General features: G+C 65.9%; 18 protein-coding genes. 6 read left to right on the forward strand and 12 right to left on the reverse strand.

The features are described from left to right. Positions 1-3: 3 nt before the first annotated feature. Together murA and ACE3TJ_RS10365 are read left to right on the forward strand one after the other, a co-directional pair. Positions 4-1,284: a UDP-N-acetylglucosamine 1-carboxyvinyltransferase gene (gene murA / locus ACE3TJ_RS10360; protein WP_374595980.1), complete on the forward strand. Its 1,281-nt coding sequence runs from the start codon at positions 4-6 to the stop codon at positions 1,282-1,284. Further along, complete coding sequence (locus tag ACE3TJ_RS10365) at positions 1,277-1,675, forward strand: DUF2948 family protein (RefSeq protein ID WP_374595981.1); 399 nt, start codon at positions 1,277-1,279, stop codon at positions 1,673-1,675. Before murA ends, ACE3TJ_RS10365 begins: the two co-directional genes overlap by 8 nt. Here ACE3TJ_RS10365 and ACE3TJ_RS10370 read toward each other — a convergent pair. Both ACE3TJ_RS10370 and ACE3TJ_RS10375 read right to left on the reverse strand, forming a co-directional pair. Then, the gene (locus ACE3TJ_RS10370; RefSeq protein ID WP_374595982.1) at positions 1,672-3,201 is read right to left on the reverse strand and encodes a lipopolysaccharide biosynthesis protein; all 1,530 of its coding nucleotides are present in this window, start codon (positions 3,199-3,201) and stop codon (positions 1,672-1,674) included. The genes ACE3TJ_RS10365 and ACE3TJ_RS10370 overlap by 4 nt on opposite strands. 103 nt (positions 3,202-3,304) lie before the next feature. Beyond that, the gene (locus tag ACE3TJ_RS10375; protein ID WP_374595983.1) at positions 3,305-3,991 is read right to left on the reverse strand and encodes a hypothetical protein; all 687 of its coding nucleotides are present in this window, start codon (positions 3,989-3,991) and stop codon (positions 3,305-3,307) included. Positions 3,992-4,277: 286 nt separating this feature from the next. On the opposite strand from ACE3TJ_RS10375, the gene ACE3TJ_RS10380 reads away from it, so the two are divergent. Then, the gene (locus ACE3TJ_RS10380; protein WP_374595984.1) at positions 4,278-6,284 is read left to right on the forward strand and encodes a transglycosylase domain-containing protein; all 2,007 of its coding nucleotides are present in this window, start codon (positions 4,278-4,280) and stop codon (positions 6,282-6,284) included. On the opposite strand, the gene ACE3TJ_RS10385 is transcribed toward ACE3TJ_RS10380, so the two are convergent. Genes ACE3TJ_RS10385 through ACE3TJ_RS10395 form a run of 3 tightly spaced genes read right to left on the reverse strand, consistent with a single transcriptional unit; the run spans position 6,261 to position 8,064 of the window. Beyond that, a complete protein-coding gene (locus ACE3TJ_RS10385) occupies positions 6,261-7,004 on the reverse strand; it encodes a M48 family metallopeptidase (protein ID WP_374595985.1) in 744 nt (247 codons plus the stop codon). The genes ACE3TJ_RS10380 and ACE3TJ_RS10385 overlap by 24 nt on opposite strands. Then, positions 7,001-7,444, reverse strand: coding sequence for a YcgN family cysteine cluster protein (locus tag ACE3TJ_RS10390; RefSeq protein ID WP_374595986.1), 444 nt, complete (start codon positions 7,442-7,444; stop codon positions 7,001-7,003). Before ACE3TJ_RS10390 ends, ACE3TJ_RS10385 begins: the two co-directional genes overlap by 4 nt. Then, positions 7,432-8,064, reverse strand: coding sequence for an SCO family protein (locus tag ACE3TJ_RS10395; RefSeq protein ID WP_374595987.1), 633 nt, complete (start codon positions 8,062-8,064; stop codon positions 7,432-7,434). Before ACE3TJ_RS10395 ends, ACE3TJ_RS10390 begins: the two co-directional genes overlap by 13 nt. 61 nt (positions 8,065-8,125) lie before the next feature. Between ACE3TJ_RS10395 and ACE3TJ_RS10400 the strand changes: the two genes are divergently transcribed. From ACE3TJ_RS10400 to ACE3TJ_RS10410, 3 genes are read left to right on the forward strand one after another with little or no spacing between them, the layout of a single operon-like run. Then, entirely contained in the window at positions 8,126-8,758 is a 633-nt protein-coding gene (locus ACE3TJ_RS10400) for an ankyrin repeat domain-containing protein (RefSeq protein ID WP_374595988.1), read from the forward strand. A gap of 11 nt (positions 8,759-8,769) precedes the next feature. Further along, positions 8,770-10,059, forward strand: a complete 1,290-nt coding sequence (locus ACE3TJ_RS10405) for an ActS/PrrB/RegB family redox-sensitive histidine kinase (RefSeq protein WP_374595989.1) — start codon at positions 8,770-8,772, stop codon at positions 10,057-10,059. Then, the gene (locus tag ACE3TJ_RS10410; protein ID WP_374595990.1) at positions 10,056-10,616 is read left to right on the forward strand and encodes an ActR/PrrA/RegA family redox response regulator transcription factor; all 561 of its coding nucleotides are present in this window, start codon (positions 10,056-10,058) and stop codon (positions 10,614-10,616) included. Before ACE3TJ_RS10405 ends, ACE3TJ_RS10410 begins: the two co-directional genes overlap by 4 nt. Here ACE3TJ_RS10410 and ACE3TJ_RS10415 read toward each other — a convergent pair. From ACE3TJ_RS10415 to dnaQ, 7 genes are all read right to left on the reverse strand, one after another. Beyond that, positions 10,613-11,092 carry an MmcB family DNA repair protein gene (locus ACE3TJ_RS10415; RefSeq protein ID WP_374595991.1) on the reverse strand — a complete coding sequence of 160 codons (480 nt, stop codon included), beginning with the start codon at positions 11,090-11,092 and terminating at the stop codon, positions 10,613-10,615. The two genes, ACE3TJ_RS10410 and ACE3TJ_RS10415, sit on opposite strands and share 4 nt — an antisense overlap. Positions 11,093-11,275: 183 nt before the next feature. Continuing rightward, entirely contained in the window at positions 11,276-11,950 is a 675-nt protein-coding gene (locus ACE3TJ_RS10420) for a cell wall hydrolase (RefSeq protein ID WP_374595992.1), read from the reverse strand. A gap of 163 nt (positions 11,951-12,113) precedes the next feature. Continuing rightward, entirely contained in the window at positions 12,114-12,437 is a 324-nt protein-coding gene (locus ACE3TJ_RS10425; protein WP_374595993.1) for a DUF1491 family protein, read from the reverse strand. A 9-nt stretch (positions 12,438-12,446) separates the two neighbouring features. After that, complete coding sequence (locus tag ACE3TJ_RS10430) at positions 12,447-12,815, reverse strand: PilZ domain-containing protein (RefSeq protein WP_374595994.1); 369 nt, start codon at positions 12,813-12,815, stop codon at positions 12,447-12,449. Then, positions 12,812-13,270, reverse strand: coding sequence for a PTS IIA-like nitrogen regulatory protein PtsN (gene ptsN / locus ACE3TJ_RS10435; protein WP_374595995.1), 459 nt, complete (start codon positions 13,268-13,270; stop codon positions 12,812-12,814). The genes ACE3TJ_RS10430 and ptsN overlap by 4 nt, the downstream gene beginning before the upstream one ends. 51 nt (positions 13,271-13,321) lie before the next feature. Continuing rightward, positions 13,322-13,906 carry a ribosome hibernation-promoting factor, HPF/YfiA family gene (gene hpf / locus ACE3TJ_RS10440; RefSeq protein ID WP_374595996.1) on the reverse strand — a complete coding sequence of 195 codons (585 nt, stop codon included), beginning with the start codon at positions 13,904-13,906 and terminating at the stop codon, positions 13,322-13,324. Positions 13,907-14,011: 105 nt separating this feature from the next. After that, a complete protein-coding gene (gene dnaQ, locus ACE3TJ_RS10445; protein ID WP_374595997.1) occupies positions 14,012-14,698 on the reverse strand; it encodes a DNA polymerase III subunit epsilon in 687 nt (228 codons plus the stop codon). Between the last annotated feature and the right edge of the window lie 10 nt (positions 14,699-14,708).

A 14,708-nucleotide genomic window follows, 5' to 3' on the forward strand; every position in this document is an offset into this window, starting at 1 on the left:
CCCATGGACAAGATCATCATTCGCGGCGGCAGGCCGCTTTCGGGGCGCATCGCCATCTCGGGCGCGAAGAACGCCGCACTCACGCTGATGCCGGCAGCGATCCTCACCGAAGAGCCGCTGACGCTGCGCAACCTGCCGCGCCTTGCCGACGTCGATACTTTCGGCCACCTGCTCAATCAGCACGGCGTCTCGACGCTGATCGAAGGGCACCGGCGCGGCGAATTCGGGCGCGTGATGACGATCAAGGCGGCGCGGCTCACCACGACGCTCGCGCCCTACGATATCGTGCGCAAGATGCGCGCCTCCGTGCTCGTGCTCGGGCCGCTGCTCGCGCGCGCGGGCGAGGCGACCGTGTCGCTGCCCGGCGGCTGCGCGATCGGCAACCGGCCGGTCGACCTGCACCTGAAAGCGATGGAAGCGCTTGGCGCCGAGATCGAGGTGACATCGGGCTATGTGAAGGCGACAACCGCCAAAGGCCTCGTCGGCGGGCGGATCGACTTCCCGATCGTTTCGGTGGGCGCCACCGAAAACGCATTGATGGCCGCCGTGCTCGCGAAGGGCGAGACGGTGATCGAGAATGCCGCGCGCGAACCCGAAATCGTCGACCTCGCCAATTGCCTGAATGCGATGGGTGCGAAGATCGAAGGCCACGGCACCTCGACGATCCGCATTCAGGGCCGCACCAGTCTGCACGGCGCGACGTACGCGGTGATGCCGGACCGGATCGAGGCGGGGAGCTACGCCTGCGCGGTCGGCACGGCGGGCGGCGAAGTGGAACTCGTCGGCGCCGATCTCGCCACGCTCGGCGTCGTCGCGGACCGGCTGCGCGATGCGGGGCTGGAGGTGGAGGCCACCGAAGGCGGCGTCCGCGTGAAGCACACCGGACGTATCCAGGCGATCGACATCGAAACGCAGCCGTTCCCCGGCTTCCCGACCGACATGCAGGCGCAGTTCATGGCGATGCTCGCGCTCGCCGAGGGCACCAGCCACCTCACTGAAACGATCTTCGAAAACCGCTACATGCACGTGCCCGAGCTTGCGCGTATGGGCGCGGACATTCGCGTTTCGGGCCGCACCGCCGAGGTGCACGGGGTTGCCCGGCTGACCGGCGCGCAGGTGATGGCGACCGACCTTCGCGCCTCGATGAGTCTCGTGCTCGCGGGGCTTGCGGCCGAAGGCGAGACGGTGGTGAACCGCATCTATCACCTCGATCGCGGCTACGAGCATCTGGAAGAAAAACTCTCCGGCGCGGGCGCCGACATCGAGCGGGTTTCCGATGGCTGAGCGGCTGCGGCTGCTGGCGGCGGACGAAGCGGATCTCGAAACGATTTCCGCGCTGGTGCAGGATGCCGCCGTGAAGAGCGGCGACATTGCCTATGATGCGAAGGCGCGGCGGCTTGTCATCATCGCCAACCGCTACCGTTGGGAAACGCGGCAACCCTCGCGCGTGCGCTGCGTGCTGCGGCTCGATTCGCTGACGGGTCTCAAGCGGCGGAGCTGGCCGTCATCAGGCACGGTGCTCGATCTGCTCGCGCTGCGCTGGGAAAACGGCGGCATCGAGATCGATTTCGCAGGCGGCGCTGCACTGCGCGCGGAGGCGGAATGCATCGATGTTGAGCTTCATGATCTCAGCGGCCCATGGGGTGCGAAACGGACACCGCGACACGCGCTTTAGGATTGCTCCCGATCCTTGAGCAGCTTGTCGCGCCCGGCGAAGAGCAGCCGGTCTTCCTCTTCGAAACCGCGATACCAGAGCACGATGCCGTAGGTGGCAAGGATCGCCGGCAGACCGAGCACGAGTTCCCAGTACGCGACCAAATAGCGCTGCACGAGAATGCCGATCGCGAAGGCCGCACCGGCCGCGAGCAGCATCGGCCAGCGCCAACCGGAAACCGGCTCGCCGAGCGTGGCACGCAGCAACCGCGATTTCACGACGGTCGCGAACAGCGCCGATGCGAGCAGCGCGGCGGCAGGCGCAATGCCGTTCACCGCGGCGTTCGGCGATTCGGCCGGAAACAGCACGCGGAACAGCGGAATGAACGCCAGCGTGAGGCCGACCTGTACGCCGAGCGTCGCCACCGACAGCATCAGGTTGCGGTGCCGCGCGGTGTAGACGAGGCAGGTTTCCGCGACCGCGCCCGTCACGTAGGCAATCTCGGCGAGCAGCAGCAGGTTGAGGATCATCGTGCCGCTGCCGAAGCCTTCGCCGACGAGATCGAGCACAGCCTCACCGGTCATCCCGAGCGACAGCGCGATGCCGATCTGCGCGGCGAGAATCCAGAAACCGACCTGCCGAAGATGCCCGGCGATGACCGCATTGTTCCGCTGCTTGAGACCATTGGTGATGACCGGCGCCAGAATCGGATCGAACGTTACTTTGAGCTTTTGCGGCAACGTGACCACCTGCTGCGCGACATAATAGATGCCGAGCACGGCGGGCGTCGCGAACTGGCCGAGGATCAGGAGATCGATGCGGCGCGAAGCCCATTCGATGGCGTCAGCCCCTGCGATCGGCAGATTTTCTCGCATCATGCGGAACAGCCGCCCGGGGTGCGGCCGCCATCCGCGCGGCAGGCCGAACACGCGCACGCACGGCACGATCGATGCGACGAACGCTGCGCCCAGCGACACGGCATAGGCGATGATCATCGCATCCGGCTTCCATTCCGGGATGAACGCGAGCGCGGCGGCGCAGATGGTGAGCACCCACGGTTCGACGATCGAACGCGCCGTTACCGTCGCGCCGACGCGGTGCCGATAGGCGAGCGCCGCGAGCGTGACGTCAGAGCCGACGATGAAGATCGCAGCGAGCGGGAAAATCCTGTCGAGCCCGGAGATCTTGCTGTTCGGGAAGACGATCTGCGGCACCGCGATCATGATAAGCGCGCCGATCAGCGACAGCATCCACGCGAGCACCAGCCCATCGCCGACGACGTGACTTTCCGGGCGATCGCCTTTGCTGAGTTCCTTCGCGAGGCCGCGCTTGAGGCCGATGGTGGCGAGCGCCGCCATCAGCTCCACGATCATCGTGGCGTAGGCGAAGCGGCCGAGCGCCTCCGCGCCGTAGAGCTGACCGGCGATGAACAGGAAAGGCAGGCGCGCCAGCAGCCGGAGCACGAACCCGAAGAAGTTCGTGCGCCCGCCCTTGGCGAGCGCCGCGGTATCCGCGTCGCGCGTTCCGTCTTCCGCTTTTTCGGTCAAACCCGGCGCACCGGGCGGTTCGTCCTCATGGCACCGCTTTAGAGTATCGCGCGCCAAAGTGTGAGGAGATTTGAAGCGCCGCCCGCCTCAGCCTGAAAGGCTCTCAGCCCAGAATCGCCTCGGCGCGCTCTATGTCCATCATCGCGGCGGCGCGGCTGGCATGAAAACCCGCAAACGCGACCTGCTTCATCAGCGGACCTTCCGAGAGCAGCAGCGCGTCGCCATAGACATCGAGCTGCCCCGCCGCCTGTTCGGCACGGCGCAGCAGCGGCTGCACGAGCACCGCCGCGGCAAGGCTGGTGTGGCCGTTTTCGGTGCGTGCGAACAACCGCTCGAGCGCCAGCTTCACCGCGCGGCGTTCTGCGTTCGCCTCCACGATCATCTGCTCTTCCTCGGTGAGCACGGGGCCGGTGGGGACGGGAGGCAGCGCCGCAGCGGCAACTGCGATGTGCGCCCGTTCGACCTGCGCCAGAAGATTGAGCGGCGGTCCCTTAGCTTCCGCAAACACATCGGCAGGGGGAAGATCGGCACCCGCCGAAAGATCCACGGGTTCGGTTTCCATGAGATCGGCGAGTTCTGCATCGATATCGAAGGCGGCGGCCTGCGACATCCCGGCCTCCTTCCGAATCTCTCCCGCAACGCGTTCGACAATGAACGGCTGCATTGCAAGGAAGGTCACCACGAACAGCGCCAGGGCGGCCGCGAGCAGCCCGGCGAGCAGCCAGCGTTCCTGCCGCGCGAGCGTCGCGGTGGCCGGAACCGATGGCACGATGATGACTTCTGGTTTCATGAGCGACCGCAATGTAATCGATCGCGGCAACATCATGGTGAATTATTTCATTGTCGAACAGATTAAGTGATTGTTTACTTCCGCGTCTTGCGAACGCGAAATGAAACTGTTTCGTATCTGAAGTAATTAATGTTTTATTAACCTCGTTTTCACCAGTGCCGGGAGCGCCGCGCGCTTCAGCTTGGCGAAAGGTCGGCGCGCGCAGTCTCTTCGTCGAACGGGCCTTGTTGCCGCCGCGATTGGCGCATACACGGCGCACACGGGGACGGTAACGGATACGCACGCCTTGGGCCGATTTCTGAAATCAGCACTGAAAATTTCGCTCGCCTTCGGAACCCTCCTGCTCGTCATTCTGGCGGTCGCGGTAGGCATCCAGATGTCGTCGCTGCCCTCGTTCGACGACATGATGCGCTCGCCGAACGGCCAGTCGATCCGCGTGCTTTCGGCGGACGGCGCCGTGCTCGTTTCGGTGGGCCCGTCCTACGGCCAGTGGCTGACTTACGACGAGATCCCCGATGTGATGGTGGATGCGATGCTGGCGGTGGAAGACCGCCGCTTCCGCTGGCATCCCGGCATCGATCCGCTCGGCATCGCGCGTGCGCTCTTCGTGAGCGTGAAGACGGGCGACCGGCTGAAGGCGACCTCCACGATCACGCAGCAGCTGGCGCGCAACATCTTCCTCAACAACAACCGCACGTGGACGCGCAAGGCGAAGGAAGGCCTGCTCGCGCTCGCCATCGAGCGCAAGTTCTCGAAGGAGCAGATCCTCGAGCTGTACCTCAACCGCGTCTATTTCGGCGGCGGCGCCTACGGCATCGACGCGGCGAGCCGGCGTTTCTACGGCCACAGCGCGCGCACGCTGAGCCTGCCCGAGGCGGCGATCATCGCGGGCCTTGTGAAAGCGCCGTCGCGCTATGCGCCCTCCTCCGATCCCGAGCGCGCACGCGAACGTGCCGCGGTCGTGCTGTCGGTGATCCACGAGACGAAGCCGCTGCCCGATCTTGCCTCCGCGCAGGCCCAGCTCAAGGATATCACGTTCGCGCCGCAGGCCCGGCAGAACAACGTGCGCTATTTCACCGACTGGGTGATGTCGCAGCTCGATATCCTGACCGACGAGACGGTGGAGCCGCTCGTCGTGCGCACCACATTGCTGTCTTCGATGCAGAAAGCCGCTGAAGATGCCGTCCGCACGCAGACGCCGGCGGAGGCGCAGGGCGCGCTCGTCGCGCTGTCGCACGACGGTGCGGTGCGCGCGATGGTGGGCGGCAAGGACTATGTCGAATCGCTCTACAACCGCGCGACGATCGCCGAGCGGCAACCGGGTTCGGCGTTCAAGCTGTTCGTCTATCTCGCAGCGATCGAAAGCGGCGTGCTGCCCGACGATGTCGTCGTCGATGAGCCGGTGCAGATCGGCGGCTGGAGCCCGCGCAATTCGAACGGGCGATTCGCAGGCGAGGTGACGGTGCGGCAGGCGTTCGCGCTTTCCATCAACACGGTCGCGGTGCAGCTCGGCGCGCGTGTCGGCTTCGATGCGGTTGCCGACATGGCTCGGCGCTTCGGCATCACCACGCCGGTGAGCCGCCAGCCCGCGACGGCGCTCGGCGCCTCCACGGTCCGCCTGATCGACATGACCTCCGCTTACGCCGCCGTGGCGCGTGGCGGCATCGAGGTGCGGCCCTATGCCGTCACCACGATCGAGACCGCACGTGGGCGCAAGCTCTATGAGCGCCAGGCGGAAAACCCGCGTGTGCTCGTCGCGCCGTGGGTCGCCGCGAACATGACCAACCTGCTCCAGGCGGCGGTCGAGACCGGCACCGGACGCCAGGCGCAGATCGGGCGGCCGCTCGCGGGCAAGACCGGCACGACCAGCTCCAACAAGGACGGCTATTTCGTGGGCTTCACCGGCGATCTCACCGCCGGCGTCTGGATGGGCCGCGACGACAACAAGCGCGTCGGCGGCCTGCAGGGCGGTACGGCGCCCGCGCGTGCCTTCGCGGCGTTCATGCGCGTCGCGACGAAGGGGATGCCGATCGTCGAGCTGAACAGCAACATCCAGATCGACGATACGCTGAGCGAGCCCGATGCGGAGGTCTATGGCCTGGACGGCACGGTCGCGGGCTATCCGGATGAATATTATCGCGGCGGACCCGACTATCAGGGCGCCATCGAGGTGCCGGTGGACGGCGAGGGCAATCCGATGCCGCGCGTGCACCGGCCGGGGAGCCTCGACAATGCGTGGCTGGAAGAGGCCGCGCCGCCCGTGGAGCCTTCAGCGGCGCCCGATCCAATGTAACGCGGCGCCGTGTGCGGCGAGCCAGCGCGTCGATTTGCGCGCGGTGGCACCCGAAAGGCGGCTGCACAAAGCGTGGAATTCCGGCCCGTGATTGTGATGGACGATGTGTGCGACCTCGTGCGCGGCGACCGCACGGCGCACGTATTCCGGCGCCATCACCAGCCGCCAGCTGAAAGCGAGCGCGCCGCGGCTGCTGCAGCTACCCCAGCGGCCGGTGGTGTCGCCGAGGCGGACCGGCGGCGGCGGCAGGCCGATCTCGGCGGCAAGCGCGGCGCAATCCTCGGTGAGAAGCCGCTGCGCCTCGCGCCGCAGCCAGGTTTCGACCCGCCGCGCCATGGCATCTGCTGGTCCGCCGACCTGGAGCACCTCGCCCTCCAGCCGGGCGGTGCGAGGAAGATCGGCGCGCCATTCGATCCTGATCTCGGTGTCGCCGTAAGGGATCGACACCCCCGGCGCGAACGGGCGCGGAGACGGCCATTTGCGCGTGCACGCAGCGATCCACGGCTTCTGTGTTTCGAGGAACGCGGCGGCGCGGCGGTGCGAAACCCCGTTCGGCAGGGTGAGGCCGATGCAGCCGAGCGCGGCGTCGGCACGAAGCGTCATGCGCCGGGCGCGCGGGCTGATGCGCACGCGAAGCGGAACCATGCGGCCATCGACATCGAGCACATCGGGCAACACCGGCTTGCGCGAAAGCGTGCGCCGCAGGAACGCGAGGCTCACAGCTCGCGGTCCAGCATATGGTGTTCGAGCGGACCGGCCTCGTCCTCCGAAACCGTCCACCCGCTCACCGATTCGCCGGCGCGCTTCACGCTTTCCGGGTCTCCCGTGATCAGCGGATGCCATTCGGGGAGCGGCTCGCCGCGATCGAGCAGGCGGTAGGCGCAGGTGGAGGGGAGCCAATCGATGCTGCGCACCTTCGCTGGGGTGAGGCGCACACAGTCCGGTATGTGCGCGCGGCGGTTGCGATAGTCCGAGCAGCGGCCGGTGCGGCGATCGAGCAGGCGGCAGGCGACGTTGGTGGCGACGAGTTCGCCCGACTCCTCGTCCTCCAGCTTATGCAGGCAGCATTTGCCGCAGCCGTCGCAGAGGGCTTCCCACTCCGCGCGCGACATGTCCTCAAGCCGCTTGGTTTCCCAGAAGCGCGTCGTCAGCGCACCCATTTCGCGAGGCCCGCGGCGATGGCCGCCGCATCATCCGCACGTTCGAAATACATGACGGGCTTTCCGTCCGGGTCCATCAGATAGATGAACGCGCTGTGATCCATCAAATAGTTCTGCGGATCGGTGCCCTCGCCCTTCGCGGCATAGACCCGGTAGGCACGCTTCGCGGTATCGATCTCCGCCTCGGTCCCGGTGAGACCGATGAGACGCGGATGGAACGCCGCGACGAAATCCTTAAGCACAGCGGGTGTATCACGCGCCGGATCGACGGTGACGAACACCGGCTGCACGCGCGCTCCAAGGGCTGGATTCGCGGCTTCGAAACTTTTCAGGCCCTGCGCCATGCGCTGCACGTCCACCGGGCATACATCCGGGCAGAAGCTGTAGCCGAAATAGATGAGGCGGTAGTTGCCCTTCAGGCTGTCGTTTGTAACGCGCTTGCCGTTCTGATCGGTGAGCGCGAAATCGCCGCCGATGGGCGCACCGGCGAGCGGCGGCTCCTCGGCACCCTGAGCAGCAGGTTTCGGCGCAGCGAGCCAGATGAAGGCTGCCACGAGCGCAACGGCCGCCGCGAGCAGCAGTGCGATGCGAAGAAAGGGGAGACGACGCGGTTGTTTCATATTCAGCTCGTCCGGCCTATAGACCAGCTTTGCCCTCAGGGACAAATCGGATCCGTGCCACATGTCCAGCCTGCGTAATCTTGCCGCCCTTCTCATGACGTTTGCCGCGCTGTCGCTCGCCGCGCCGGCCGCCGCACAGTTTTCGGACCGTTACAATTTCTTCAAGGCCGTGAAGGAGGGCGACGTCCTGAAGGTGAAGTCGCTGATCGACCAGCCGGGATCGACGCTGATCGACATGCGCGACAACGAGACTGGCGAGATGGCGCTGCACATGGTGACGAAGCGCCGCGATGTGCCGTGGATGAACTTCCTGATCGCCAACGGCGCGAGCGTGAACGTACGCGACAAGGACGGCAACACGCCGCTCCACGTCGCCGCGCAGCTCGGCTACATCGACGGCATCCAGACGCTCGTGCGCCGCAAGGCCGACGTGAACGCGGCGAACGGCCGGGGCGAGAGCCCGCTGATCGTGGCCGTGCAGCAGAGGAACGCCATGGTCGTGCGCGAGCTGCTGAATGCCGGGGCGAACCCCGATCTTGCCGACCATGTCGCCGGCATGTCCGCGCGCGAATATGCGGAGCGGGATCGCCGTGCCGCCGCGATCGTGCGCATGTTCAAGGACAACGACAACAAGGCCAAGGCCGAAGAGGCAAAGCCCGCGACCGTGCTGCCGCTGCCGAACCCGGGCAACTGACGGGCCGCGGCGTGCCGCAGCCGCAATCTCTCCAGCAGGCGCCGCTGCCGACGGCGCTCGGCACCGCCGGTGTCCGCGTCCGCACGCTTGTCACGATCCGCTGGATGGCGATCGCCGGCCAGTCGATCGCGTTCCTCGTCGTGCATCTTCTGCTCGGTTTCCAGGTGCCGCTCGCGGCTGCGGGTGCCGCGATCCTTGCCTCCGCGCTGCTCAACATTGGGCTTTCGACGCTGTATGCGCCGACGGCGCGGCTTGTAGGTGTCGAGGCGCTGCTGCACCTTGCGTTCGACCTCCTGCAGCTCGGCGTTCTTCTCTACCTCACCGGCGGCCTCGCCAATCCGTTCAGCGTGCTGCTGGTCGCACCAGTGACGATTTCCGCGACGCTGCTCAGCGCGCGCGCCACGGTTGCGCTGATCCTGATCGCGATGGCGACCCTCGGCGTGCTCTGGCAGTGGTCGCTGCCGCTGCCGTGGGCGGGACCGCCGCCGGTGTTGCCGCCGATCTACGTGCTCGCCAGCCTCGTCGCACTCGGCTTCACCGTCGTCTTCCTCGCCATCTATGTGCTCCGCGTCTCGCTCGACGCCCGGCGCTGGCAGCAGGCGCTCGTCATCACGCAGGCGGTGCTGGAGCGTGAGACGAAGATGTCCGCGCTCGGCGCGCTTGCCGCCGCCTCGGCGCACGAACTCGGCGGCCCGCTCGGCACGATCAGCCTCGTCGCGCGCGATCTCGCCGAGACACTCGAAGGCGACCCCGATTTCGGCGAGGACGTGGCGCTGCTCGACCGTGAAGCCAAGCGCTGCCGTGAGATAATGACGGACCTTGCCCGCCGCGCCGAGGTGGACGCGCCGTTTCCGCACGTGCCTCTGCGCGTGCTGCTCCACGAGGTGGTGCAACCCTTCGAGGCGAGCGGGAAGAGCATGCATGTCGATGCGCCCTCGACCGTGGTGGCGCGCACGCCCGAGCTGCTGCACGGTCTCGTGAACCTCGTCGACAATGCCGTTCGCCACGCGGCACGTGAGGTGAGCATCATCGCCCGCACGGACACGGACTCCGTGACGCTCGAAATCACGGACGACGGCGCGGGCTTTCCACCCGAGCTGCTGCCGCATCTCGGCGAGCCCTATCTTGGCCCGTCACGCTCGGCGCGGGGCGGCACAGGGCTCGGCATCTTCATCGCCACGACGCTCATCGAACGCACCGGCGGCGCGCTGACGTTCCGAAATGCCGCAGGGGGCGGGGCGGTAGTCGAAATCGTCTGGCCGATCGCCTATATCGCGGCAGGAACGGAAGGACAGGCATGACCACCGAAACCGAAACCGGCGCTCCGCCCGCTGCTGATCGCACGCTGCTGCTCGTCGACGACGACAACGCCTTTCGCCAGCGCCTTGGCCTGACGCTCGAGCGCCGCGGCTATACTGTTGCGGCCGCATCCAGTGTTGCGGAGGCGCGCGGGATCGCCGCTGAACTGAAACCAGCTTACGCCGTGCTCGATATGCGGCTCGGCGACGGCAACGGCCTCGATCTCGTCGGGGAACTCCGCGCGCTCCGGCCCGGCATCCGCATCGTGATGCTTACCGGCTACGGCAACCTCGCCACCGCCGTCGCCGCGGTGAAGGCGGGTGCGGTCGATTATTTGCCGAAACCCGCCGACCCGGACGCAATTCTGAACGCGCTGCTCGCGCCCGGCGAAGCAAAACCAGCGCCGCCCGAAGAGCCGATGTCCGCCGACCGCGTGAAGTGGGAGCATATCCAGCGCGTCTACGAGCTGTGCGACCGCAACGTCTCGGAAACCGCGCGGCGGCTGAAGATGCACCGGCGGACGCTGCAGCGCATCCTTTCGAAACGCTCGCCGCGTTAGGATAATTCCCCGAAAAACGGATCTTCGGCTCGCTGGAAACGGCTCGCAGCGAGTCGGCCGAAGCGCAGGATTTCCGTGCGTCGTCTTGCAGCGGGAAGCGGGCTTGCCGGGGCGTTTCGCAGGATCGCCGCATCGAAGCGGTCTGCGACGATCACGCCGCTGATCTCTGGCCGGAACGCGGGCTCATCGAGAATCGCCGCCGGGATGTGCGGTGGCACCGCCCAGAAGAAACGGTCGCAGAAATCGAGATAATCGGGCCACTTCATGTCACCGCGCAGATCGGCGAGCGACACCTTCACCTCGCAGATCACGATCTCGCCCTTCGCGTCGATCGCATACACGTCGGCGCGACGCCCATTGCGCAGCGGCACCTCGGCGAGCGCGGCAAGGCCCAGATGATGGAACATGCGCGTGACCCCGCGCACGACGTCGCACGCGACCATCGGCGATTCGGCGGGAAGGGGGGCAAGGTTCATTCTCCGCACTGTAGCCAGAACAGGACGGGAACGAAAGTGGCCTAGGACCGATCGACATTCAGAAGATGACGTGGCGAAAATGGTGGATTTCGGGAACCGGCGCGCAGCGTACGTCAGTACGTGAGCACCGGAAGCGCAGAAAGACGCCATTTGCAGCCCGTCAGGGCTGAATGTCGATCGGTCCTAGCGGTAGAAGATATGCCCGCCGATGCGCCGCGTCTGTTCCTTCACACGGCGCCAGCCCGGCTTCACATAGGTGGCGTGGAAGAACGTCGCCTTGTCGGTCACGTCCTGCCAGCCTTCGCCGACCGCAATGATCGCGATCGCTTCAGCGCGCTTCCAAGCCGCACCCTTCACGGCGGGAACATCGGGTTTGCCATCGAAGGTGAAGGAAAACTGCCCGCTCTGGTAGACGACAGCGCAAATATCATCGGGCCAGCGATCGTTCTCCGCACGGTTCAGGATGACCTGCGCGACGGCGAGCTGGCCTTCGAGCGATTCGCCCCGCGCCTCGTAGTAGATGGCGCTCGCAAGACAGCGCATGTCGTCATCGAGTTCGCTGCGGTGCATATCGGCGACATCGCCGACGAGCGCGGCAAGATCGAGCGTCGGCGCGGCCTCAGAGACGATCATGCCGCCGGCGCGCGGGGTCTGATCGATATCGAGTTCGTTTTCGATGGGGATCGGCGAGAACGGAAGGCCCTGTTGAGCGGCAGCCGGCACGTTGAGCACGATCGCGGCGGGTTCGAGGTTGCTGACGATGTGATCGCCCGCCACCGGGGCCGCACTCGGCCATACCATCGCGATCATCGCCGCGCAGAACGCGACGAGGCTGATGCCCCGTATGGATTTCGACATGGAAGGGTCCGCTCGTTGTCCGGGGCTGCCCAAGGGGGCAAACGGGGCCGAAAATCAGGCCGCCAGCGCCGGGAGTTCAACATCAGCACCGGCCCAGAAGGCTTGGCGCATAATCATTTCGCGGTGCGGATTGCCTCCCGAACAATCGAGAGTCAAGAAATTGTTAATCTTTGTCGACAAAACGCCCTGGATTCTCGATATCCAGTTCGATGATCCATAGATCGGGATCGAATTTCCTGCGCTTTTCGAGTGCCTCTTGTGCGGCGGGATCGCGCTCTTCACGATTCTCGAAGATCGGCTGCCACGAAACCTTGCCGTCCCCCATATTCACACGGGAAAGCGCCGTTATCGTGCCCGAAGCTTCGCGCAGGAGAAGCAGGACGGCACCCGAATCAGGCTCGCCCTTGGCAATGATGGTGGCGAATCCGCCCGAAGCCTCGACCCGGCGACGAAGCGCGCCGACCCATATGTCCGTCTTGATTCGCACCCCGCGCGGTCAGGCGCTGGCGGCGGCGGCGTGTCCAGGCTGATCCGGCTTGGCATCGAGCAACCCGAGCATCCGCGCCTTATCACCCAGCCGCTGCAGCCCGCCCGAATCGCCATCGACGAAGACGAGGCCCATCAGCCCCTGATCCGCCCACGCGACAAGGCACGGAAACGTGCCGTATTTGGGAAGGAACAGGTGAAGCGCCGTGCCTTTCGCCAGCATCTGCTTGCAGGCGATGCGCGCGCCGCTCGTGGAGATATCGCGCACGATGCACCCGAACTGCCGGTCGATCAGGCGAATCTCGCCCTTGAACACGACCTGACGGCGGCCCGCGAGACGCGCCGCTTTGCCTTCAGCCTGGGTGACTTCGATGCTCATGCCGCTTCGCTATGCCCGACTCCGCTTAAAAGCGCGTAAAGAGCATCGCTATTGTTTGTGCCGCGCAGCTTGTCGACGAGGCGGCGATCCCGGAACATGCGGCTGATCTGGGCCAGCGCCTTCAGGTGATCGGCGCCTGCATCCTCGGGCGCGAGCAGCATGAACACGAGATCGACGGGCTGGCGGTCGATCGCATCGAAATCGATCGGCGGATCGAGCTTCGCGAACAGGCCCTGCACGCTCTTCAGTTCAGGAAGCCGCGCGTGCGGCACGGCAACGCCGCCGCCGAGCCCGGTGGACCCGAGTCGTTCGCGTTCGAGCAGCACCTCCATGATCCGTGCCTCGGGCACGCCCACGACCGGCCCAGCAAGCGCGGCAAGCTGCTGGAGCAGGGCCTTCTTGCTGCCGGCACGGAGTCCTGTGTGGACCGTTCGCGGTGTGACGAGATCGAACATGGCTGAGCTTATACCCCAAACCGTCTGGAAGGGCCGTTAACGCGCCGCCGCTCAGGCGGCGGGCGGTTCGACCCAGCCGATGTGCCCATCCTCGCGGCGGTACACCATGTTGTATGCGCCCGTCCGGCTGTTGCGGAACATCAGCGCGCCGGTGTGGCGAAGGTCGAGCATCATCACGGCGTCGGAGACACTCGCATCGGGAATGTCGACGCGGGTCTCGGCGACGATGAGCGGGTTGTCGGCGCTCTCGCCGGCCTCTTCGACCTCTTCGTCGGCGGCGCGCAGCACGCGGTATTCGGCGTCGAAGGCGACATCTTTCACGCCGTTCAGCCGGTGGTGATCCTCAAGCCGGCGCTTGTAGCGGCGCATCTGCTTGTCGATCTTTTCGGCCGCGCCGTCGAAACCGAGCTGCGCGGTGTGCGTCGACCGATCCGAGGCCTTCAGCACAAGGCCCTGCGTCAGCTGCATCAGGATATCGCAAACGAAACCGGCGTCGTGTGGACCGGGCTTCAGCGTGACATTCGCGCCGGTCGCGCGCACGCCATACTTCTGCACCATCGCGCCCAGCGCGGTTTCGATATGCGTCGTCAGCGAAGCACCGACGTCGATCTGCTGACCGGAAACGCGGATATCCATTTCGGCCCATCCTTTCTTCTTGGCCTCGCCCGCCGGTTTGCCGGGCGATGGCGGTAAACTCTTCTCAGACGCGCCTCTCGGCGCATCCAACCCCAACACGAAAACTCAACCCGTGCCCGACTGCTCCCACAGCGGATTTTTCAGCAGCTTGAGGAAAGCAGCGTGCCGCGCCAGCTCTTCAGGCGTCGCGGCGTGCGGGCGGGGCGCCACGTAGCTGCGTTCGACGCGGATCGCAACCGTTTCCTCTTGCGCGGTGGCTTGACTAAGCGACATGCCGATCTGCCGCCCGCCCATGAGCTCGACATAAACGCGCGAAAGCAGCTGCGCATCGAGCAGCGCGCCGTGCTTGTCGCGCGCGGTGAGATCGATGCTGAACCGCGTGCAGAGCGCATCGAGCGAATGCTTGGCGCCGGGGAACTTCTTGCGCGCCATGACGAGCGTGTCGCCCACGCGCTCGATCGGGATCTGATCATGGCCGCAGTTGCGCAGTTCCCAGTTGATGAAACGCCGGTCGAATTCGGCGTTATGCGCGATGAGCCGCGCATCGCCGATGAAGGCCACGAATTCGGCAGCAATCGCCGCGAAAGCCGGCTTGTCGGCGAGAAATTTGTCGGAAAGTCCGTGCACAGCCTCGGCCTCGGCGGGCATCGGGCGGCACGGATTTATGTACGCGTGGAACGTGCGCCCCGTTTCGATGCGGCCGACGAGTTCGACGCAACCGATCTCGCAGATGCGATGCCCGTCCGACGGGTCGAGACCCGTCGTCTCGGTGTCGAAGATGACCTCACGCATGACTTGCAAT

It is taken from the genome of Sphingosinicella sp., from assembly GCF_041916975.1.
In the GTDB taxonomy this organism is placed as follows: Bacteria; Pseudomonadota; Alphaproteobacteria; order Sphingomonadales; family Sphingomonadaceae; genus Sphingosinicella.

Bases quoted from the DNA above. Each gene is read 5' to 3' on its own strand.
- ptsN (WP_374595995.1), bottom strand. From the start codon at position 13,270: ATGTTCGATCTCGTCACACCGCGAACGGTCCACACAGGACTCCGTGCC.
- ACE3TJ_RS10420 (WP_374595992.1), bottom strand. From the start codon at position 11,950: ATGTCGAAATCCATACGGGGCATCAGCCTCGTCGCGTTCTGCGCGGCG.
- ACE3TJ_RS10400 (WP_374595988.1), top strand. From the start codon at position 8,126: ATGTCCAGCCTGCGTAATCTTGCCGCCCTTCTCATGACGTTTGCCGCG.
- ACE3TJ_RS10365 (WP_374595981.1), top strand. From the start codon at position 1,277: ATGGCTGAGCGGCTGCGGCTGCTGGCGGCGGACGAAGCGGATCTCGAA.
- hpf (WP_374595996.1), bottom strand. From the start codon at position 13,906: ATGGATATCCGCGTTTCCGGTCAGCAGATCGACGTCGGTGCTTCGCTG.
- ACE3TJ_RS10410 (WP_374595990.1), top strand. From the start codon at position 10,056: ATGACCACCGAAACCGAAACCGGCGCTCCGCCCGCTGCTGATCGCACG.
- ACE3TJ_RS10395 (WP_374595987.1), bottom strand. From the start codon at position 8,064: ATGAAACAACCGCGTCGTCTCCCCTTTCTTCGCATCGCACTGCTGCTC.
- dnaQ (WP_374595997.1), bottom strand. From the start codon at position 14,698: ATGCGTGAGGTCATCTTCGACACCGAGACGACGGGTCTCGACCCGTCG.
- ACE3TJ_RS10390 (WP_374595986.1), bottom strand. From the start codon at position 7,444: ATGGGTGCGCTGACGACGCGCTTCTGGGAAACCAAGCGGCTTGAGGAC.
- ACE3TJ_RS10415 (WP_374595991.1), bottom strand. From the start codon at position 11,092: ATGAACCTTGCCCCCCTTCCCGCCGAATCGCCGATGGTCGCGTGCGAC.
- murA (WP_374595980.1), top strand. From the start codon at position 4: ATGGACAAGATCATCATTCGCGGCGGCAGGCCGCTTTCGGGGCGCATC.
- ACE3TJ_RS10375 (WP_374595983.1), bottom strand. From the start codon at position 3,991: ATGAAACCAGAAGTCATCATCGTGCCATCGGTTCCGGCCACCGCGACG.
- ACE3TJ_RS10430 (WP_374595994.1), bottom strand. From the start codon at position 12,815: ATGAGCATCGAAGTCACCCAGGCTGAAGGCAAAGCGGCGCGTCTCGCG.